Raw genomic sequence first — 22,549 nt, forward strand, 5'->3', positions numbered from 1 at the left:
AAGCACGACGATTGCGCATGGATAGGTGGGGAATGGTGTGAACGGTAACAAGAACTGTTCTGCCAGCGAATATTTTATTCAAACATCTTCCGCCAAAGCCAAATTTCCCGTACCATAAAACAGTGCCCCATGCCTTTCGGCACAGAGCACTGCTCATGTTTAGGAAGAATTTTTTATTTTTATTTATTTGCGTCTTTTCAGGAATGCCAGAAGTGCTGCTCCTCCTGCAAGAAGTCCGGATACTGCTCCGGCGATCGGAGTGGCATCTCCTGTCTTCACTGCTTTGTTTGGAGTACCAGTTGACGGTTTCTGTGTTGTAGACTGACTATTGTTTCCATTATTTTGTCCGTCATTGTTTCCATTTCCCGGTTTGTTGTTATCCGGTTTATTATTGTCTGGATTTTCTGGTTTTTCAGTCTGCGTTTTTTCCTCCAGTGCATCGATCGCAGTTCTTACTTTCTGTACTGCTGTATCAATGTCTGCCTGAGATGCCTCTTTGTCTGCAAGAATAAACTGCGCTGCCTCCACTTCTTTCTGAAGTGCTTTTACTGTCTCTTCGGTATACTTATCTGCCTGTTCCAGACGTTCCTCTGCTTCTTTTATAACAGCTGTAAGCTTTGATTTATCTGTAGAAACAGCTGCTTTCTGGAAGAGTGCTGTAATATTGGCATCTGCATTGACATCACAGAATGTATACTCTGCCACTGCACCAACAGACTGTCCATTTACCAGTACATCACTGATCACATATCCTTCTTCCGGCTGGATCACAAATGTCTGGCTCATACCGCGTTCTACTTTTACAGTACCGCATGGAGTGATGCTTCCGCCCTCTCCTGCTGCTGCCATAATTGCAAACTCTTTCTGGATCGGTGCAATATTCATTGCTGCATCCAGTGCATTCTGTGCCGCATCTACTGTTTCCTGTGTCGCTGCCGGATCTGCTGCTACTGCTTTCGCTGCATCCAGTACTTCCATCAGATTCTGAACATCTTCCGGAACATAGTCCTCTGCATGTTTCAGAAGTTCTTCTGCTGCTGCAATGGACTCGTTGAGTTTTGTCTTGTCAGCCTGTACTGCTTCTTTTTCTGCGAAGAATACTTCAATGCTTGCATCTGCACGAACTGCCTCAAATTTGTACTCTGTAACAGCTCCAACGGATTCTCCATTTACAAATACTTCTTTTACTTCAAATCCTTCATATGGTTGGATTGTAAATACCTGATCTTTTCCTTCTTCTACTTTCACTGCACCGCTTGGATCAATGGTTCCACCGCCATGTGCAACTGCTGTGATCGTAAATTCTTTCTGTACCGGTGGTTTTTCCTGCAATTTTCCAATTGCATCTCGTACAGCTGTCACAGCTGCATCAACCTCTGTCTGGCTCGCATCCGAATTATCAAATACATTCTGCGCAAGATCTACTGCGTCTTTCAGCGCTTTTACAGATTCTTCTGTGTAAGCATCTGCTCCCGCAAGTTTCTGAGCCGCATCTGCAAGAACTGCTTTCAGGGCTGTCTTATCTGCTTCTGGTACAGCCGGTTTTTCTGCCAGACCTTTTGTTGCTTCTTCTACTGCTTTTGTAGCTGCATCTACACTTTCCTGTGTTGCGTTTTCATCTGCTGCTACTTTTTCTGCTTCTGCTACTGCATCTTTCAGCGCTTTCACGGACTCTTCTGTATACTTGTCCTCTTCTTTCAGCGCTTCTTTGGCTGCATCGATTGCTGCTTTCAATGCATCTTTGTTCACTACAACTGGCGCTTTTTCTTCTACCAGAGTAATGTCAAATTTATCAAGCTGTGGCGCATTCTTTTCTGGTGCTGTAAATACCAGTGTTCCATCACCTGCTTCATTTACTACAAACTCGATATCTTGTGTGTGTGTTGCTTTTGCCTGATCTCCAGCTCCTATTTTCATAACTTCTGTCTGAGCCGCAATTTTATTATCAGCCTCAGACCAAGTCAATCCATTATTTGTATCACCGCTACGGAACTGTACAGTTGCTTTATATTTCCCCGGTTTTTCTGCATGATAGTGTAAAGTAATCTGATCACCACTATTCATTGCATTTACAAAGTATCCATTGCTTGCCCAATCGGCTGCAGACACCTGTAATGGCCATGCTTCACCTGTTCCTACATTCTTTAATGCAAAATGCTCTGCCTCTGCTGTGATTGCTGTTCCATTTACTTCTGTCGGGAAATTGAAACGGTTTTCTTCTGTATATGCTGCCGGAGCAAATTTAGCAACAACCGTTGCATTTTCCTTCACATCTTTTAATGTATAAGATGTGACAGCTCCTACAGATTCACCATTTACCAGAACATCCGCTACCTTATGTGTCTTGTCTGGTGTGATCTTGAATGTAACATCATTTCCTTCTGTAACTGTTGTAGCTCCATCTGGTGTAATTGTACCACCGTCTCCTTCTACGGAAGCATTCACAGTAAACTCTGCTCTCTGAATATCATCCCCAGGTGTGATTTCAAACATATCGAGCTGTGGAGCATCTTTTGTGTCTCCTTCTAATGTCAAAATACCTGATCCTGCTTTTGTTGCCACAATATCAAAATCTACTGTTTTGGTTTCATTCGCATTTGTATTTCCTGCTACAACAGATCCGGCTTTGATATTTCCCGCATCATCTTTCCATGCCAAACTATTGTCTGCAGATCCGCTTCTATAAGTCAGTTTAACATGATATGTCCCTGGTTTTTCTACCTTATACGGAATTGCAATCGTATCATCTCCATTCAAGCAATTGATAAATTTCTTATTACTTGCCCAGTCACCATCTGATACTGACAACTTCCATTTTTCGTCTGCTGCACCAGTGTTATGTAATTCCGCAAATTCAGCTTCCAATGTTGCATTGGCTTTTTCTCTCCATGGGAATACAAACGGATCTTCTGCTGTGTATTTTTCACGTTTTACTAATCCATCTTTCGCTTTTTTCAGAGCTGTTTCTGCTTCATTTCTCTTTTCCGGAGTTGCATTTTTATCTTCTAAAACAATCTTTGCCTGTTTCAGAGCTGAATCAAATTCATCCCATCCAGAAGTAAACCAGTCTTTCTTATACGATTCACATTCCTTTACAAGTGCAGCCAATGAGCCTTCGCTGCTCTCCATATCTTTGATGTTAATTTTTGCCTTTTTGTTAAATCCAAGGATTGCTCCTTCGCTCACATCTGTAATTTCAGCTGTGAAATACTGATCACCTGTTTTGTTCTTATTACGTCTTGTTTTAACGTCTGCAGTTGTTTCTGTCTGACCTTCCTCTAACACAATTTCCGGAATCAATGTCGTATCATAATCATCCTGAATTGCTGTCCCCGGATTTGGCTGTAATTTTGCTGTTATTTTACCTTTTGTTCCACCAACACGTTTTACCTTTAAAGATTTTGTTTCATCTTCATTCATCGTATATGAATCAGACTCCAGCTCGATCATACCTTTTCCGCCATTGTTGATAACAGCTGCAGCCTCAATTCCAGCGGCTTTTCCTGTAACCTTTAATTTAATCGTATGATCTCCATCTTCCAGATCAGGTGTCTCAAACCATTTTTGTCCAACAGCACGTTTTGATGCTTTTGTATCAACCGTAACTGGTTTACCATCATCCACTGTAATTTCAACTGTTCCATGTCCTGGATCCACTGTTCCAAAGAGATATGCTTTCGTTCCATGGAATTTCAATTCAAATTCTGCATCTTTATTTGCCCATGTATTTGTACCATTGATGTATTGTGGTTGATTTTCATCATGCCATGTTCCCTTAAAAGTAAATCCTTTTCCATCTTCCACATTTTTATCTGTTACATCAATCACTTCCATACCCTTTGGAATCGGATTGGCTTTTTCCATACCTTCTGTAGTTTTATACACTCCAACTTCACTAATCATTGGAACCTTTCCATCTGTTGTCCCTACTGTGATTTTAATCTGACGCGCTGTTGTCTCGCTTGTTCTACAAAGGCGTTTCGCACCAATAGTTTTTCCTTCTTCCAACAGAGTCCATGCACCACTGTCTCCATTGCGATACTCTACCTTGTAATTATTGATTCTCTGACCGTTCTGAATTGCCTCCTCAACTGATACAACATCAAACTTCGTTTCTTTTCCTAAGTCTATTAAAATTTCACCTGACTTTGTTCCATCATCTGTCGTCCAATATGTATCGTCATTCTCATCAATCATATTGCTTGGTTTGTAGGTTTGAGCATTCCCTCTGACAGAAGATACCTTTACAGATGCCCCCTCTGCTTTTGCCAGGTTTTCATCAAATGATTCTTTGACATTCTTACCAAACTCTTCTACACGTTTCAGAATCGCTTCATCTACTGTTCCCTGATTATTTGGTGGCACATTCAACAGTAATGTTGCATTATGTCCGACAGAATTGAAATACATATCGCTCAGTTCTTCCATCGTTTTTGGAGTGTTTTTCTGTGTTCCCCAGAACCAACCAGAAGTAATACGAGCATCTGCTTCCGGAACGGTCCACTGGTTTCCATCTTCAAAACCAACTGTCGCATTTCCCTGCTTATTGCTGTTAATCGTATTTGCATTTTTATCTACTTTCGACTTTGACCATGTATCTTTTCCAGCGATTCCCAACTCATTTCCAATCCAACGAACCGTAGTGTATGCTTCTGCCCCAAATAGCATACAGTCTGCATCTCGTCCGTCTACACCTTTACCTTCGTATTTCTGAATTGTATCAAACCATTTTTGGAAATTATACTCTTGCGCATTGGCTCCACTTCCTTTGGCTCCATCCATCCAAACTTCTACAAACTTCCCGTTATTTCCATACTTTGGATTCCCAAGAATCTCTTCCAGTTGGTTGTTATAAAACTCATTATAATCCTTTTTATCATTTTCTGGTGTTGTCGGCTGCCCATTCTCATCTTTGTAGCCATAACTCGGTTCATGAATATCCCACGGAGACAGATATAATCCCATATCCATATTCTGATCTGTACATGCTTTGGATATCTCTGCCAGAATATCTGATTCTCCATTTTTATCTTTATAGCCAGACTCTTTCACATCATAATCTGTATATTTACTGTCCCAAATACAGAATCCATCATGATGTTTTGCTGTTACGATCAGCTTTTTAAATCCGGCATCCTTCAAAGTCTTTACTAAAGTTTCTGCATCAAAATCATTTTTTAATGTAAAGATCTCGCTTGGTGCTTTATTTCCGTAGTGCTCACCCCATTCAATCTCATTGAACGTATTTGGTCCAAAATGGCAGAACGCTGCAAGTTCCTCTTTCTGATACCTAAATTGGTTTGCATCCGGCACTACATCGTCCGGTTTTGGAGCGTCCGCTGTTCCGCTCAGACCTTCATCCCCGATCCAGTTTGTTGTTTCTGCTGCTCTTAGTGTTACCGTTCCCCCCATGAAACCTGTTGTTGTCACTACACCGGCAAGCAGCATTGACATCCACTTTTTGTACAAAGCTTTCTTTTTCACCTTTTTTCTCCTTTCTGACATACCATATTTATATATGGGATTATACTCCCTCACTTAAATTTTTATCAATTTATTATTTTCCAATTTTTAGTTAAATTTTTCCAGTTCAGGGTAAATTTTTAACCATTTTCACCATGGCACACAAAAAACCCTTAGATTATGTGTCTGTTTTCCACATAAACCAAGGGTTCTCTCACTTACTTTTCGTTATTTTTTCTTTTTTGATGTTCCAACTTTTGCAGGTTCTGCTTTTTTCCCGATCTTCGTCTTCATCACATACCACAGAGCACCTGTGATACATACGGAAGAATACGCTCCGCAGATAATACCTACCATCAGAGGAAGTGCAAATTCTTTAATGGAGCTTACCCCCATAATAAACAGTACCGCCACCATAACAAATGTTGTCAGAGAGGTATAAATACTTCTTGTCAGAGTTCTTGTGATACATCTGTTTACCAGCGTATCCAGCTCTTCTGTACGTTTCTTTGTCTTCATCTCCTCACGGATTCGGTCAAAGATAACGATTGTTGCATTGATAGAATATCCGACAATTGTCAGCATACATGCAATAAATGTATTTCCTACTGAAATTCTTGCGATCACATAGAAAGCAAGCACCACCAGTACATCATGGATCAGTGCAACTACTGCACTTGTCGCAAACCGGATATCTTTAAACCGCAGCCAGATATAAAGCAGCATAAAGACTGTGGCAATGGCAACCGCAATGATTGCATCCACACGCATCTCGGAGCTTACGGTAGAACTGATGTTTTCAGTCGTAATATCCTTTTCTTCTACTCCGAATTCATCTGCCATATATTTTGCAAATGCTTCTCGTTTTTCCAGATCCAGCGTCTGTGTCTTGAAAATGACCTGATTACTGTTTGCAACGGTCTGTACCTGGATGTTTGGATCATCTGTCACCTTCTCCAGATCCGGAATCATTGTTTCATCAATCTCTTTCAACGTATATGCTTTGTCAAATGTTACATTTGTAGATGTACCGCCCTTAAATTCCAGACTGTAATTGAGGGCACCTTTTCCTGTTCCTGCATTCACTCCCATAAACACAAATCCAACCAGAATCACTGCGACCGATACCGCAAAGAAAATCTTACGTTTTCCAAGGAAATCAATCGGCTCACGCTCTTCTTTAATCCGTCCGTAAAGCTTTGTATTTCGAATTCCAACTGCATAGAACGCATACACGATCATCCGGGTGATCACCAGAGCTGTAAACATGGAAACTACGATACCAAGCGCCAGTGTCTGTGCAAATCCTTTGACAGTACCGCTTCCTTTCAGCCAAAGCACTGCTGCCGCAATCAGTGTTGTAATATTTCCATCTAAAATCGCAGACATTGCTTTATGAAAACCTGCATTAAGCGCAGATTTTACAGATTTTCCAGCCGTCAGCTCCTCTTTTACACGCGCAAAGATAATTACATTCGCATCGACCGCCATACCGATACCAAGAATGATACCCGCGATACCCGGCAACGTCAGTGTGATATCAAATGCATTGAGCAACACCAGGATCAATCCAGTGTAGATTACCAGTGCAAGACTGGATGCAAGTCCCGGCAGCAGATATACCATGCACATAAATACAAATACAATCGCAAGTCCGATCGCACCTGCCATCAGACTGGTACTGATTGCTTCTTCACCAAGCTGCGCTCCAACTACATTAGAACGGATTTCTTCCAATTCTACACTCAGGCCACCGATACGGATCGTAGAAGCCAGCTGCTCTGCCTCTTCATATTCCATGGATCCTTCAATGATTGCCTGACCATCTGTAATTTCTGCATTTACTCTTGGGACACTGATCAATTCACCATCATAATAGATCGCAATCGTCTCTTCCGCTTCCTTTGCCGCTTTCGTTGCCTCTGCAAACTTTTCAGTACCTTCCTTTGTCATAGAAAGCTGAACAACATTTTCATTTGCTCCTGTTGTGGAATCCTGATAAGAACCGGACTTTGCACTCTTGATATCTGTTCCGGTCAAAACGACAGATCCTTCTTCCTTTAACTCATCCATACTTTTTGCAAGCACATAGTGTCCTGAGGTATCCAGTCCATAATTCGGATTTCCGTCACTGTCCTTCTCTTTGATAAAATACAGGGATCCCGGCTGCCCCAGCTCACTTAAGATTTCATTCGCATCTGTCACACCAGGGATTTCGATACTGATCCGGTTATCCCCTTCCTGATAAACCGTTGCTTCTGTACTGTACTGTTCTACACGCTTCTGAAGCTTGTAGATTGTATCACTCATATCCTCCTTGGAAGGAGTATCCCCTTTTACCTGATAGGTAATACTGACTCCGCCTTCCAGGTCAAGTCCAAGCTTGATATTCTTTGCTGCCCCCGTCTGTCCTTTTCCAAATCCGACCACCGTTGTAAATCCAAGAAGTGCAATCAGCACCACGGTCAGAATCAGACTGATAATCCCTTTACTCTTCTTCATGATCTGCCATCCTCTCCTGATCAGCCAGTGCCGCCTTGATCATAATCGCACATTCCACACGCCTGCGCTCCATCTCACAACTTACCTCGTATGTATCATTGATCGTATGATGGAATTTATAAGAATTCGCCATACATCCGCCGCTGCAGTAAAATCTTGCAAAGCAGTTTCTGCAACTGTCTTTGGAATACACACTGCATCCTCTGAATTCTTCCGGAATCTCCGGCTTTGTAATTCCTTCCTCTACATTTCCCAGCAGGAATTCTTCCTGACCAACGAACTGATGACACGGATACAGATCTCCCCAAGGCGTAACTGCCAGATATTCTGTTCCGGAACCACATCCGGACAGACGTTTTGCCACGCAAGGACCGCCTTCTAAATCCAGCATAAAGTGGAAGAACGTAAACCCTCTGCCTTCCCGTTCTCTGTCTACCATGATTTTTGCCAGCTTATCATACTCTGCAAAAATCTTCGGAAGATCTTCTTTTTGAATCGCATACGGATCTGTATCTTCCCCGACTACAGGCTCAATTGAAATCTGCTCAAATCCCAGATCTGCAAAATGCAGGACGTCCTCTGAAAAGTCCAGATTTTCTCTTGTAAATGTTCCTCGTATATAATACTTTTCCTGATTTCTGCTCTCTGCCAGTTTCTGGAATTTCGGAACGATCAGATCATAACTTCCTTTTCCATTCCTAAACGGACGCATTCTGTCGTTGACTTCTTTTCTTCCATCCAGACTGAGCACCACATTGTCCATCTCTTTATTGACAAATTCCTGCACTTCATCATTGAGCAGAACTCCATTTGTTGTCAATGTGAAACGGAAATGCTTGTCGTTTGTCTTCTCCAGCTCTCTTCCATAGGCAACCAGATCTTTTACTACCTGCCAGTTCATCAACGGCTCTCCGCCAAAGAAATCAACCTCGAGATTTCTTCTCTTTCCTGAATTTGCCACAAGGAAATCCAGCGCTTTCTTTCCGACTTCCAAAGACATCAGCGCACGGCGTCCATGATACTCACCCTCTTCCGCAAAGCAGTATTTGCAGGCAAGATTACAATCATGCGCAATGTGCAGGCAAAGTGCCTTAACAACTGTCTTTCTTTCTTTTACCTCTCCGATATAGCTCTCATAAACATCCTGTGTAAACAACTGACCTGCCGCTGTCAGCTCTGCCACTGCCTCCAGAAGATCTCTCAAATCTTCTTCTGCATAAATATCGCCAAGCTTTTCGAGCAGATATTCTGCCGTCTTCTCTTCTTTTAACGTTTCCGGCGTATGGGCAGGGTTCATGGCCTCCAGACAGCCGATCACATCATACGCAATCTTGTCCACGACATGCACAGATCCGCTGTTCACATCCAGGACAATATGATATCCATTATTCTGGTACTGATGAATCACAACAGTTACCCCTCTTTCATTTAAATTTTATATTTTTGCATAACACACGTAAGGCAGCGACCACGGCCGCTGCCCTCATGTCTGATATTCAGTTTCTTATTTTTTGTGTTCACAAACCTGATTTCCTACTGTACAGGATGTCTTACATGCTGACTGACAAGATGTCTGACATTCTCCGCATCCACCTTTTTTCACTGTATGATTCAATGTCTGAGTATTTAATGTTTTGATATGTTTCATTTCTATTCCTCCTAATGTGTATGCATAAGCATCTAGTTTTCTTAGAATTATAACACATCCTGATCACTTTTTAAAGTATTTTTTTACTGTTCCATCTGTCTGCCCAGAAATTCTGCTGCCACAGCTGCCATTTTTTCTTCCACTTCACTGAATTTTTTGTGTTCTTCTTTGTGTAAAAACACCACTGTTCCCATCACGTCCCCGCCACTGATAATCGGACAAATAATTTCCTGAGAATATTCCTCACCCCCGGCGAATATCGGAATATAGTCCGCTTTCCTTTTTTCTGTACGGATCTGCTTTCGAGCCTGTATTGCATACTCCAGTTCTTTACTGATATAACGGTTCAGCAGCTCCTTGCTCCCATTTCCCGATGCTGCTACAATCTGATCCATATCAGTAAGACACACAATACAGTTCATGGTATGTGCAAGGCTTTCTGCGTACAGTCCGGCAACAGCACCGATTTCTCCGATCGGAGAATACTTTCTTAAAATCACACTGCCTTCTCTCTCGGTAAAAATTTCCAGTGGATCTCCTTCCCGAATACGAAGTGTCCTTCGAATTTCTTTTGGAATCACCACCCTGCCAAGGTCATCAATTCTTCGTACAATTCCTGTCGCTTTCATCTTATCTTCTCCTTATATCTGGTTTTTATCGATAACAATCTGCTATTAGTATCGCTCATTTTTTAGAAATTATGAGTTATTTTACCAGTTTTATAAGAATTCATGAGGGATGTATTTTTTCCGAAAAGAGTAACTACAAGAGATTTTCTATCGTTCTCTCTGTACGTTTACTTCCTCACGAAATCATACCGCCGATCATTCCACCTCCTGTGCAAAGAATACACACGATCAAAAGCTGAGGAAACGGCTCCTGAATGCTGTGGTAAATACCAAAGGAAATCAATACAAGAAGCAGAAAATACAGCACACCGATTCCAAGCCCCCAGACAAATTTCCTGACCCTTGCCATTTTCCCTGCTACAAAACCACCTGCCAGTGTAGACAAAATATACACGGTCAAAATCCCTGCTGAAACATGTTTTTCCTCCAGTCCACATTTGTAAAGCAGTACTGTCAAAATCAAAAGGAGCACACCTGTTACAAGGTATGCACACAACAGGGATTTTAAAATCCAAAGTCCTTTTTTCTGCATTGAATTTTCAACATTTGCTTTCTTTTCCATATACGCTCTCCTCCCGGCTCATTTACAGCTAATACACTGTATGAGTCCGAAAAGCGTTTTATGTCCATCGTTCCATTGGTATCAGCTTTTTTTCTGTATCCAGCAGGCAACACATTGTTGTCTGTCACACTCACAATGTTCCCCTATCATTGTCTCTTTTCCCAACTCATGTAGCGGTGTGTCAATGATATGCATCAACTGACTAACAATATCATTCTCTAAAAATTTTATCATTTCATCATCTGCAATAGTTTGCCAATCTACCAGAAGATATTTAAAAGGGAAAACCCCTCATTTACAATCCTTTTCCCGCTTGAAAATAAAATTTGTAAATGAAGGGTTTTCTATTTTTATTCGCTCATCTGCTTATACTGCTGTGCGATATTTTTCACATGGTCTCCCATTCTTTCAAAATCTGTCAACATCTCTGTAAAAATGATTCCGCTCTGAGGTTTACATTTTCCTTTTTTCATACGCTGCATCTGTTTCTTAAAGTACTTATCTCTCAGATCATCGATCTTCTGCTCTGCCGCACTGGCTTCAAAAAGAACCTGCGTCATATCGCTGCCCTCTTCGTTTTTCACGATATCAAGTGCTGTCAGACACTGTTTTTTCATCTCTTCGATTTCTTCCAGTGCTACATCAGAAAATGACAGATTCCACTCTTTGAGATCTTTTGCATATCCTGCCAGATTCATGGCATGATCCCCGATACGCTCCAGGTTTCCGATCACAGCATAATATCCATTAATGATCTTGGAATCCTCTGTCGATTTCTCATTGGAGATCAGAGATACGATATACTCTGAAATCTCACGGTTTAAATAATCGATATAGGTCTCTCTTTCTGAAATCTTCTCCATATCTTTTTCATTATACTGAATCAGAACATCATATGCTTTTGCAATATTCTTCGATACCATATCGCGCATTCTCTCGATTTCATCCCGAACCTGTGAAAGTGCTACCGCACTGGAGCCGATCGCATAGTTGGATTCAAACCGTGTGATGTACTTGAGTCTGTAATCTCCATCGTCTTCTTTCTTGCTGTCCGGCAGGATCTGGGTTGCGATTCTTGCCATGACATTGCCAAATGGAAGCAGGATCAATGTTGTTACAATATTAAATGTTGTATGCACATTGGCAATCTGTGCCACCGGATTTCCAGGTGTGAGTGCTTCCATCCAGGAGACAAACGGAGTTGTCATACAGATGACCGTAAACAGGATCGATCCGAAAATATTGAACATCAGATGGATCACGGTTGTACGCTTTGCATTGACTTTCATTCCAATCGATGCTAAAACTGCAGTAATACAGGTACCGATGTTCTGTCCAAACAAAATGTATACTGCGCTGGAGAGCGGCACCATTCCAGTTGCCGCAAGCGCCTGCAGGATTCCGACAGATGCAGATGATGACTGAATGATCGCCGTAAAAATCGCACCGATCAGAATACCTACCAGCGGATTCTCAACTGTTGTCATAAAGTTGATAAATGTCTGTGAATCCTGAAGCGGAACCATGGCATCTCCCATCATTGCCATTCCCATAAATAAAATTCCAAGTCCGGAAAAAATCCCGCTGATATGATGTACCTTTTCATTTTTAATGAACATCATCGCAGCTACACCGCCGATTGCAAAAATCGGAGCGATTGCCGAGATATCCAGTGCGATCAACTGACCTGTGATCGTTGTACCGATATTTGCACCCATGATTACCCAGACTGCCTGACTTAATGTCATCAGACCGGAATTTACAAATCCAACCAGCATAACTGTGGTTGCGGAAGAAGACTGAATCACGGCTGTGATCACAGCTCCAACCAGAACTCCTTTAATACGGTTGGAAGTCAGCTTCTCCAAAATCGACTTCATTCTGTTTCCGGCAGCAGCTTCCAGGCCGTTGCTCATCATATGCATTCCGTACAGAAACAGTGCAAGTCCCCCCAGCAAGGAAAGTATATCTGTTATCCCCATTGTATCTTTCTCCTTTTTTCTTCTCTTTTTGTATTTTATTTTTTCGCTCGAAACGAGACTGCCGCAAATGGTATCACAGCAGTCTCGTTTTCTGGCAAATTTTACAATTTTGATTCTAGCACACCGCATTTTTCCAGGTCAACATTCTTTTACACTTTTTTAACAAGTTCTTAGCATAACCTTAACATAAGCCTTCACAGTTCAGTCTTTCCATCAAGTATTGAAAAGCCTCCCTGATTCTGTTAAAATCAAAGAAGATTCCGAAAACAACGGAATTTTAAGAAATTTTAAGGAGTGAATACGATGAGTAAGATTGATGAAGTAAGAAGCGCCATGATGGCTGCTATGAAAGCAAAAGATAAAGAAAGAAAGGATGCGCTTTCCGCACTGCTCACTGCATTGAAGAACAAGGCGATCGACAAACGCGCAGACCTGACTGAAGAAGAGGAAACACAGGTAATCTTAAAAGAGATTAAACAGCTCAAAGAAACCATTGAGATGACACCTGCAGACCGCACGGATATCCTCACGGAATGCAACAGCCGTCTCGCAGTCCTCGAAGAATACGCTCCAAAGATGATGGATGAAGCGGAAATCAAAGCAGTAGTTTCAGAAGTACTTACCTCTCTCGGTCTGGATGCGCCGACCGCAAAAGAAAAAGGCAAGATCATGAAAGAACTGATGCCGAAAGTCAAAGGAAAAGCCGACGGAAAGTTAGTCAGTGAAGTCGTTGCTTCCTTCCTGTCCTGATTCACTATGAAAGTTCTGATTTTATCCTGCAATACCGGAGAAGGACACAATTATGCCGGCAGGGCACTCAAAGAGTGTATCGAATCGCATCATGATACCGCAGATATGCTGGATATTATGATGCTTGCCAGTCCCAGAGTATCAAAACTGGTGGGGAACAGCTATGTCAATATTGTCCGGCATGCTCCCCGCCTTTTTCAGTGTTTATACAAACTGGGCGGACTTGTCAGTTCCGCCAGACATCATTCTCCGGTTTATTATGCCAATGCTCTTCTCGCCAAAAAGCTAACGCGCTATCTGGATACACACCATTACGATGTAATCGTAACGCCCCATCTTTTTCCCGCCCAGACACTGACTTATATAAAGAAAAAGAACCTATTGTCCCAGAAAGTCGTGGCTGTAGAAACAGATTATACCTGTATTCCATTTTGGGAAGAGACAGACTGCGATTACTACATCATCCCTCACTATGAACTGATCGACGAATTTACAGCAAAAGGAATTCCCAGAGAACGTCTGAAACCATACGGGATTCCGGTTCGTCCGGCATTTTCTGACCAATCTGACAGACAAAAAGCGCGCGTACGCTGTGGGATTCCAACGCATGCCCAGGTTTATCTGATCATGAGCGGCAGTATGGGATTTGGAAAGATTCAGCTCTTTGTTGCCGAACTGCTCCGTACCCGAAAGCCCGGAGAATATGTTGTTGTAATCTGCGGAAACAACCGTCGCCTGCAAAAAATCCTCCTTGCGGAATTTGGAAAACAAGAAGGTGTTCAGATTCTGGGATACACTGAAAAAATTGCAGATTTTATGGCTGCTGCCGATGTGCTTTTCACCAAACCCGGCGGTCTGACTACCACCGAAGCAGCTGTCAAAGGGATTCCGATCGTACACACACGCCCAATTCCCGGCTGTGAGACAAAAAATCTGGCTTTTTATACAGAACGGGGATTGTCCCTGACTTCCCAAAAACTGCACGGACAGATTCTTGCCGGCCGAAAACTGATGTCAAACGATGAACTGCGGCATTCCATGTGTACAGCGCAGCACACTGTCATCCCACCAAATGCTGCTGAGAAGACTTACCAGCTTCTCTGCCAGCTTTCTTCTGCGTATGCCGTCTCAGATGATACTGCAAAAAAGGAGACTTTATGAATGAGTTATTCTTTATTTTAGTCGGATATCTTTCGGGAAGTATTTTATATGCCTATCTGCTTCCCAAATATATTTGCCATATCGATATCATGAAAGACAGTGACGATCACAATCCCGGTACATTCAATGCTTTTGCACTGGCAGGTACACAGGTTGGTATTCTTGTGATTGCATTGGAGCTTTTGAAAGGATTTCTTCCGATCTGGCTGGCTTCACATATTCTGGATACAAGAAGATGGATGTTTGCATTTGTTCTCTGTGCACCTGTTGCAGGGCATGCGTTTCCCCTGTTTTATCCGAAACGTGGCGGAAAAGCCATCGCAGTTTCTTTTGGAGTATTATTGGGACTGCTGCCGCGATACCGCCCGGTGCTGCTTCTCATCTTCTTTTATCTGTTATTTTCTTTTTTGATCGTTGTAAAGCCGCATCTTTACAGAAGCATTCTTACGTTTACACTGTTTTCTCTGACCGGATTGTTTTATTTCCATGATGCGGTGATCAGCATGGGCACATTTTTCATTTCCTGCGTGGTCATCATCCGACATCTGGTACATCATCAGAAAGAGCCTTTCAGCATTCGCTTTTTACAGCGGAGCTGAAAGGCTCTCTTTTATTTTTTGATCATAGAAATCGCTTTTGATCGTTCCAGTGTTTTTGCAAGCACATAAAAGATTACGGAATCAATCGGAACGGAAACTACCTGTTTTATAAATCTCGCCGGAAGGATTGCCAGAAATCCTTTTCCATACAGGATCGTCAGCCACCAGGTACCGAGCAGAAGATTTACAAGTAAAGCAACCGTAATTTTGGCTGCCACGACTCTTCCCAATTGAATCGGACGATGATAGAAAAAAATTCCGTAAATAACAGGTCCCAGCATCGCATTCAGTGTATACCCAAAGAAATACGGTCCCGTCGGCTTGATCAGAAACTTCAGGATATCCCCGATTCCTCCCATGATCCCGCCAACCACCGGACCGAACAGCATCGATGCCAGCTCATTAGGAATACCGGAAAAACCAATCCGGATAAACTCCGTAAGCTGAACAGAGAAAAAGCCTAATATCACACCGATCGCGATCAACATGGCAGCCACTGCCATAACTTTTGTTTTCCTCAACTCATGCCAGGAGTCTACAAACTGCTGTTTTAATTGTTTCATAAAAAAATACCTCCTTTGCAGTAATCCTCAAGCTACTCACAGAAGGTATCCTTATATCAAACTGGTATATCTGTCTATGTGCAGCAGCGGGATGCGAAATATGTACCGCAAGCATTCACTTTTCGTCCTGCTGGCAACTCCCCGTCCAACCGGCACTTAACGCACATACTTCTACTCTGCTTTTGTTTTCATTTTTCGTGGTGATTATAGCACAATTTTCAAAGACGGACAACTATTTTTTCTCCTGCGGCTCTTCCGGTCTCACGATCGGAATCTGAAGATTGACTCCGTACGGATTGATCACAACCCCTTTTGCCTCGTTTACCAACATCTTCGGAACATTTTTTGCTTCAATAGCCATTGTCTTAAACTGATCCTCTTTATTGAATTTTCGAAACTCCAGGATATCTGTGAAAATCGGCTGATATGCATCTCCGTTCTTCTGTTTGAGCATCGGCATTCCGTTTTCTTTGTGAACGGCTACGATAAATCTGCCTCTTCCATAGTTGACCAGTATCTCTTCCTGCAGACCTTTCAGCTCTTCTGTCAGTTCCGGCTTTTCCTGTCTGCGCATCTCCTGCATAAAATACAGAGCGGTCAGATGAAGCTGCGGATTCTCTACCCATACTTTTCCATCCGGAAGGTCCTCGGTATTTGGTCGTATCACCAGTTCTCCCAACTGAAGTCTTGCTTCACTTTCCATATTTTTATTGATCAAAAGCCCGTTGACGCCCATCGGATACAGGCTTGAGAAAAATCCAAGCAGCTGTTTCTTTTCAATCTTTGCGATCTGGATCGGAATCCGCTGTTCAATCAGCTTCTTTCCCTCTCTCTGTGCATCCTCCTCTGTATAATATAACAGCACTTCATCATCAAATGTTTCTTCATCACACAGGACATACGGCATCTTTGTACACAGAGACATAAAGACATACATCTCCTCTGCATTTCGCAGACTGCTCAAAAGCTGCTCTTTTTCCGGTAACTGTCCGTTTTTATTTTCCTCTTTCATGAAACTGATTCCTTTCTTCTGTTGATATTCCCTATCTTTTAATTATACCAAAATTTTACTCTGATACCAACAAGATTCTGGATTATCTTCCACTTTTCGAACTCTGGATCTCAAAGACAATCCGTGTCAGATACTCCTCTTCTTCAGACATGGTGAGGCTGTCAAACAGAATGTCTTCATAGCAATGTGCGCCCAACTGGATTTTATTCTCTTTCCCATATTCTAAAATTTTCTTATAGGTATCCTCCAGCGTCTGCCATTTTCCTTTATGATAGGCGATCAGATACATTCCCGCGGGTCTGACACTGTAGTTGACTTTTTGCGGTTTCTCATCCAAAAGCTCATAAAAAACAGAATACTGATCAAAAATACCGCTTTGAATCTCCTTCGTATTTTGTCGGTATCCAATGGAATATGCGCTTTTGATCCCATTCCTCGCACAATACTCAAATAATTCTCCGATTTTTTCTGCCCATACCCGTTCATTTGTATCCGTTGCACAGGACTGGATCATATATCTGTCCGGTTCTTCCTCGATTCTGATTGCTTCCGTATCTGTCTGCATTGTCTTCTCAATAATCTCACTCTTCTTTACAATCCACTCTTCCATCTTTTTCAGCTGCTGCATCTGTTTCCTGATTATGCTCTGTTCTTTTCGAAACAACTTCAGCAGTCTCTTTGGACTTCTCTGATTCATATATCCTTTGATCTCCTCTAAAGACACATCCAGTTCTCTCAATGTCTGGATCACATCGAACACATCCAGCTGATCAAAAGAATAAAAGCGATAGCCATTCTCCAGCTTGATCTCCGGAGAAAACAATCCAATCTTATCGTAATAGAACAGCGTATGCTTTGTCACTCCAACCAGCTTTGCAAATTCTCCGGTTTTAATATATCTTTCCTGATTCATTGGTATTCCCCTCTTGACTATAGACTTACTCCATAGTTTATGATAACAGGGATTGTAAGAAAAAACAACTGACAGGAGCTTTTACCATGACAAATTGTTATCACTACCTCAAATAAACATACGAAAAATACCGCCGCATCTCCTGCATTTTCAGGTTGATGTGGCGGTATTTTTTCTTTTACGCTAAAAGATCATCTTTGTCAATCCGATTCAATAAAAGTGAACACAGAACTCCAAGTCCCAGGCAGATCACATTTACGATTGCCGCACTTAAAGATACTGTAAAACTTCCAAATGGTATGATCATAACCGTTGCCGCTACTACAATTCCGACAATGGCATGGAACACATAGGAATAAAATTTTTCCAGAAGAGCATCTATCATCTTCGCGAAACATATTACCGTAACAACTGCACCGATTCCACTTGGGATCATAATGCTCAGATTCAGATGTCCCAGCCCGTCAACAAACGGAGTATACAATCCCAGAGGCATCAGAAGGGTAGAAAAACTCATTCCCGGAACAATCACGCTCAATGCCAGACACACGCCGCAAAAAACGTACCATCCTACATTCGGCACAAGGCTGACTGACAGCAGGTTCAATGTTGTCAGTATGGCAAAGATCACCACTGCTGCCACCATAGAGATCCATGATCCGTTGGTCCGTCCTTCTTTTCCCGCCTCACGCATCAGAGACGGCAGCATACCTGCGATCAATCCGACAAAAAGACACACGGATGGATCCGGATACTTTTCCAGGAAAAACGACAATATATTGGCAACTCCAAGGAAACCGACTGCGCCGCCCAAAATAACCGGAAGTAATTTACGGATATGGGTAAAAAAGTACTTTCGCGGATTGGACAATAACTCCATTACAGGTCTGTAAATTCCGAAAATGACGCACAGGACACCACCTGAAATTCCCGGAAGGACAGCTCCAAGGCCTATGAGCATCCCCTGAAGCATTCGAACTAGAAATGTGCACAAAGGCAAACTTCCCTCTTTGTGTTCTTTCATCATAATATCTTTCTCCTGTCTCTATCTCTTTTTTAGCTGTTTTTCATTGCAACGCTTCCTACGATATCTGCCACATGCTCACATGCATCTGCGCATTTTTCAAGATAAGTATAAATCTCTCTCCATGCAATGATATTTCTCACATCCTGTTCTTCCACGTGAAGTTTTCTCATACTGGAAATAAACAGTTCATCTTCTTTTTCTTCTAATGTATTCATCCGGATAATGCTTGGCTTCAGTTCTTTGGAATGTTTGAAATTCTTAAACTCCTTCAAAAGAGTCTGAAGTTCTTCACAGCATTCGATCACTACATCCAGCATAAGAAATACTTCCTGACGCATTTCCTGTACATTGTTGATGTAAACACGGATCAGAACTTCTTCTATTTTATCCGTCACATCATCAATATGATGGCTGAGAGCAATAATATCCTCTCTTTCAATTGGAGTGATAAATGCTTTTGCCAGCTTATCTGTAATCTCGTGTCTCTGTGTATCTGCCTGACGCTCGATCTCATGAATCTCTTCCATCTTCTTTGAAATCTCTTCCGGCTGAAACTCTGTCAGTATCTCCTTTAATAAATATGCTGCTTTACATGAGTATTCTGCACATTTCATAAAGTTATCGAAATAATAATCATCCTGTTTTTTTGACATTGGTATTCCTCCTGTTATCCAAATATGTACATAAATATTTTTGCCATACAAAAACTAATCAGTCCGCAGCCCGGAAACGTAAAAATCCAGGTCAGCATCATATCTTTTACAACTCCAAAATTGATCGCAGAAACCCTTTTTACTGCGCCGACTCCCATGATCGCACTTGTCTTTGTGTGTGTCGTAGAAACCGGAACTCCCATCAGACTGGAGTACAGAAGACAGATTGCCCCGGCAAGATCCGCGGAAAATCCCTGGTAACGCTCCAGCTTTACCATGTTCATGCCCACTGATTTAATAATTTTTTCTCCTCCGATACTGGTTCCAACAGCCATAACAATACTGCACAGAAGCATCAGCCACACCGGAATTTCCATCCCGCTTACGGAATTGTGTCCTCCTGCAAATGCGATTCCCAAAAACAAAACACCTATGAATTTCTGACCGTCCTGTGCTCCATGCATAAAACTCATGGCTGCCGCACCTGCAATCTGCGCACCTCCAAAAAAGCGATTCGTCTTGCGGCGGTCCATGGAACGGCAAAAGACGGTAATCAGTTTACATACCACCCATCCTGTTGCAAATCCAAGGATCAGGCTCAGTACAAGACCATACAGAACTTTGACCCATTCATCAAAGTTGATTCCGCCCACGCCCTGCTGAATTGCGATCGCGGCTCCGGAAAGCCCTGCAATCAGACTGTGACTTTCGCTGGTCGGAATTCCGAAAAATGAGGCTGCTGTACTGTATATCACAATGGACAACAACGCTGCACACAATGCGATCAGCGCCTCATCGGTATGGTTCCCAAAATCCACCATATTGCTGATCGTAGATGCAACGGAGCTGTTGATCTGCGTCATTACAAAAACGCCGAGAAAATTAAACACTGCACTCATCATGATTGCGGCACGCACCGGCATACACCTGGTCGCCACACAGGTGGCGATCGCATTCGGTGCGTCGGTCCAGCCATTTACAAAGATTACCCCCAGAGTGAGTAGGACTGTGATAAACAGCATCGGGTTACTTATAATATCCTGCCAGAAATTTACAAATGTCAATTCCATACTCTTTTCCTCCGGCCCTTAAACTTCATTCACGAACACATCAATGTTATCTACTTTTCCGATCACCACAATGATGTCTCCCTGACGCAGACGATATTCCGGCATCACTTCAATATTCGTCTCATCTCCGTTTTCAATTGCAATAATATTCAACCGGTACTTCTGACGGATCTCCGTCTCTTCTATGCTCTTCCCGATCAAATGGTTCGGGACCTCTATCTGACGGATCTCTACCTGGTTACATAAAGAAACATACTCCAGGAAGTTATTGGACAACAGTTTCTTCCCAAGTCTCAGAGCCATATCCCTCTCCGGATATACAACCTCTGCTCCGAGCTTGCTCAGCACCGCTCCCTGTTCCGGACTCAGCGCTTTTGCAATCACACGCGGCACTCCCATCTCTATCACACTCATGGTGGTCAATACACTGACGTCCACTTTTTCTCCGATACAAATAATCACAACATCACAATTCTGTATTCCAATTTCTTTTAATGTATCAGAGCTGAGATTGTCTGCCACAAATGCACAGTCTGTATACTGCCGCATCTCTTTTACCTTTTTTTCATCCTTATCAACTGCGATGACCTCATGCCCTGACTGTGCCAGCATCATTGCCAGCGCTTCTCCAAAACGCCCCAGCCCGATGACTCCATATGCTGTTTCTACTTTCTTTTTCATTTTTTTGAATTCTCCCTTTTTATTATCCTATTGAAACTTCTTCTTCTGAATACCTTGCTCTTGGTTCTGTACGGTTCACCCACATGGAAATTAAAGTAAATGCTCCGACTCTTCCTGTAAACATGACAAGAATGATCACCGCCTTTCCTGCCACACTGAGCGCCGGTGTGATACCGGTAGAAAGACCTACCGTTCCAAACGCAGAAACTACTTCAAACAACAGCTGCATAAAACTATATTCCGGTTCGAGTACACACATAAAGAACGTTGCAACACATACCACTGTTCCCGAAAGTATCGTAATCATAAATGCCTTTGAAATATTCTGCTCTGATATATTTCTATGGAACGCATGCACTGTTCCTTTCGTACATGTTCCTCTTATTTTCTGGAACATGATAAAAAATGTACTCGTCTTGATACCTCCACCGGTAGATCCCGGAGAGGCACCAATAAACATCAGGATACACAGTACAAACAGGCCGGCATCCGTAAACTGCCCAATCGGATAGGTGGAAAATCCGGCGGTTCTCGCCGAAACGCTCTGGAAGAACGCCCCCAGCCATGTTACATTCTCTGTCAGTTTAAGTGTCAGTGTTCCGACAACAAGCAAAACCAAACTGGTAACGATCACCACCTTGGAGTGCAGAGTAAGCTTCTTGAAACACTTTTGTTTTCCTATATCCAGAATAACAAGAAATCCCAATCCGCCAAAAATGATCAGTGTACATGTGGTCAGATTCAAAAGGACATCATCCTGATAAGGCGTCAGGTTTCTAAGTCCTCCCAAAATGTCAAACCCCGAGTTATTAAAGGCTGCAATAGAATGGAAAATACTAATTCCGATCGCATGCACGGTACTGTAATCCCGGCTGAAAACCAGAAAGCTTAAGAGCGCACCTCCCGCTTCAAAGCACAAGGTCATTAATAATACAGATTTTACTAATTTTACAATTCCCTTATAGCTTTCAATATTCAGCGCCTCTTTTACCATCATTCTGCTTTTAATTCCAACTCGTTTTCTTGCCACAAGCATCAGGCCCACGCCCAGAGAAGTCACTCCCAGTCCGCCGACCTGTATCAAAGCTGCAACAACGCCCTGACCAAAGGCAGTAAAATGATCCGCCGTATCAATCGCGATCAGCCCTGTCACGCACACTGCACTTGTAGAGGTAAACAGTGCATCGATCAGAGTGACCTCTGCACCATCCTTTACCGATATGGGAAGAAGCAGCACAAGCATCCCTAACAGAATCACTGCCGCAAATCCTGCCACGATCATTCTGCCGGGCGGCTGATTTCTCAAAAACATATTTATTTTCTTCATTTTCTTT

Annotated in this window: 18 protein-coding genes and 1 riboswitch; of the genes, 3 read left to right on the forward strand and 15 right to left on the reverse strand. The window is 42.5% G+C overall.

Features of this window, described 5'->3' with window-relative positions; all coding sequences use genetic code 11:
* Positions 1-183 precede the first annotated feature (183 nt).
* The 7 genes from FXV78_RS00555 to FXV78_RS00585 form a co-directional block, all read right to left on the reverse strand.
* The gene (locus FXV78_RS00555) at positions 184-5,484 is read right to left on the reverse strand and encodes an alpha-L-fucosidase (protein WP_233447390.1); all 5,301 of its coding nucleotides are present in this window, start codon (positions 5,482-5,484) and stop codon (positions 184-186) included.
* A gap of 207 nt (positions 5,485-5,691) precedes the next feature.
* On the reverse strand, positions 5,692-7,965 hold the full coding sequence (locus tag FXV78_RS00560; protein ID WP_004844387.1) for a protein translocase subunit SecDF: 2,274 nt from the start codon (positions 7,963-7,965) through the stop codon (positions 5,692-5,694).
* A complete protein-coding gene (gene scfB, locus FXV78_RS00565; RefSeq protein WP_004844388.1) occupies positions 7,952-9,373 on the reverse strand; it encodes a thioether cross-link-forming SCIFF peptide maturase in 1,422 nt (473 codons plus the stop codon). Before scfB ends, FXV78_RS00560 begins: the two co-directional genes overlap by 14 nt.
* A gap of 96 nt (positions 9,374-9,469) precedes the next feature.
* A complete protein-coding gene (gene scfA / locus FXV78_RS00570) occupies positions 9,470-9,613 on the reverse strand; it encodes a six-cysteine ranthipeptide SCIFF (protein WP_004844389.1) in 144 nt (47 codons plus the stop codon).
* An 83-nt stretch (positions 9,614-9,696) separates the two neighbouring features.
* Positions 9,697-10,242, reverse strand: a complete 546-nt coding sequence (spoVT, locus tag FXV78_RS00575) for a stage V sporulation protein T (RefSeq protein WP_004844390.1) — start codon at positions 10,240-10,242, stop codon at positions 9,697-9,699.
* A 175-nt stretch (positions 10,243-10,417) separates the two neighbouring features.
* A complete protein-coding gene (locus FXV78_RS00580) occupies positions 10,418-10,804 on the reverse strand; it encodes a TIGR04086 family membrane protein (RefSeq protein WP_004844391.1) in 387 nt (128 codons plus the stop codon).
* 350 nt (positions 10,805-11,154) lie between these two features.
* Positions 11,155-12,786 (reverse strand): Na/Pi cotransporter family protein, encoded by a 1,632-nt coding sequence (locus FXV78_RS00585; RefSeq protein WP_009244511.1) that lies wholly within the window; start codon positions 12,784-12,786, stop codon positions 11,155-11,157.
* Positions 12,787-13,089: 303 nt separating this feature from the next.
* On the opposite strand from FXV78_RS00585, the gene FXV78_RS00590 reads away from it, so the two are divergent.
* From FXV78_RS00590 to FXV78_RS00600, 3 genes are read left to right on the forward strand one after another with little or no spacing between them, the layout of a single operon-like run.
* On the forward strand, positions 13,090-13,536 hold the full coding sequence (locus FXV78_RS00590) for a GatB/YqeY domain-containing protein (protein WP_004844394.1): 447 nt from the start codon (positions 13,090-13,092) through the stop codon (positions 13,534-13,536).
* Between the two features lie 6 nt (positions 13,537-13,542).
* Positions 13,543-14,697, forward strand: coding sequence for an MGDG synthase family glycosyltransferase (locus FXV78_RS00595; RefSeq protein WP_004844395.1), 1,155 nt, complete (start codon positions 13,543-13,545; stop codon positions 14,695-14,697).
* Positions 14,694-15,296, forward strand: a complete 603-nt coding sequence (locus FXV78_RS00600; protein ID WP_004844396.1) for a glycerol-3-phosphate acyltransferase — start codon at positions 14,694-14,696, stop codon at positions 15,294-15,296. The genes FXV78_RS00595 and FXV78_RS00600 overlap by 4 nt, the downstream gene beginning before the upstream one ends.
* A gap of 11 nt (positions 15,297-15,307) precedes the next feature.
* Here FXV78_RS00600 and FXV78_RS00605 read toward each other — a convergent pair whose 3' ends face one another.
* The 8 genes from FXV78_RS00605 to FXV78_RS00640 all read right to left on the reverse strand — a co-directional run bounded on the left by FXV78_RS00605 (position 15,308) and on the right by FXV78_RS00640 (position 22,542).
* Entirely contained in the window at positions 15,308-15,859 is a 552-nt protein-coding gene (locus FXV78_RS00605) for a folate family ECF transporter S component (protein WP_004844397.1), read from the reverse strand.
* 82 nt (positions 15,860-15,941) lie between these two features.
* A riboswitch (THF riboswitch) is annotated at positions 15,942-16,040 on the reverse strand.
* A 51-nt stretch (positions 16,041-16,091) separates the two neighbouring features.
* Complete coding sequence (locus tag FXV78_RS00610) at positions 16,092-16,871, reverse strand: SseB family protein (protein ID WP_004844399.1); 780 nt, start codon at positions 16,869-16,871, stop codon at positions 16,092-16,094.
* An 82-nt stretch (positions 16,872-16,953) separates the two neighbouring features.
* Positions 16,954-17,784, reverse strand: a complete 831-nt coding sequence (locus tag FXV78_RS00615) for a MerR family transcriptional regulator (RefSeq protein WP_004844400.1) — start codon at positions 17,782-17,784, stop codon at positions 16,954-16,956.
* Positions 17,785-17,962: 178 nt separating this feature from the next.
* Positions 17,963-18,811, reverse strand: coding sequence for a DUF368 domain-containing protein (locus FXV78_RS00620; RefSeq protein ID WP_004844401.1), 849 nt, complete (start codon positions 18,809-18,811; stop codon positions 17,963-17,965).
* Between the two features lie 29 nt (positions 18,812-18,840).
* Positions 18,841-19,464: a DUF47 domain-containing protein gene (locus FXV78_RS00625; RefSeq protein ID WP_004844402.1), complete on the reverse strand. Its 624-nt coding sequence runs from the start codon at positions 19,462-19,464 to the stop codon at positions 18,841-18,843.
* 14 nt (positions 19,465-19,478) lie between these two features.
* Positions 19,479-20,534 carry an inorganic phosphate transporter gene (locus FXV78_RS00630; protein ID WP_004844403.1) on the reverse strand — a complete coding sequence of 352 codons (1,056 nt, stop codon included), beginning with the start codon at positions 20,532-20,534 and terminating at the stop codon, positions 19,479-19,481.
* A gap of 18 nt (positions 20,535-20,552) precedes the next feature.
* Entirely contained in the window at positions 20,553-21,215 is a 663-nt protein-coding gene (locus tag FXV78_RS00635; RefSeq protein WP_004844404.1) for a potassium channel family protein, read from the reverse strand.
* A gap of 22 nt (positions 21,216-21,237) precedes the next feature.
* Positions 21,238-22,542 carry a TrkH family potassium uptake protein gene (locus FXV78_RS00640; protein ID WP_004844405.1) on the reverse strand — a complete coding sequence of 435 codons (1,305 nt, stop codon included), beginning with the start codon at positions 22,540-22,542 and terminating at the stop codon, positions 21,238-21,240.
* Positions 22,543-22,549 lie beyond the last annotated feature (7 nt).

This window comes from Mediterraneibacter gnavus ATCC 29149 (assembly GCF_008121495.1).
GTDB lineage: Bacteria > Bacillota > Clostridia > Lachnospirales > Lachnospiraceae > Mediterraneibacter > Mediterraneibacter gnavus.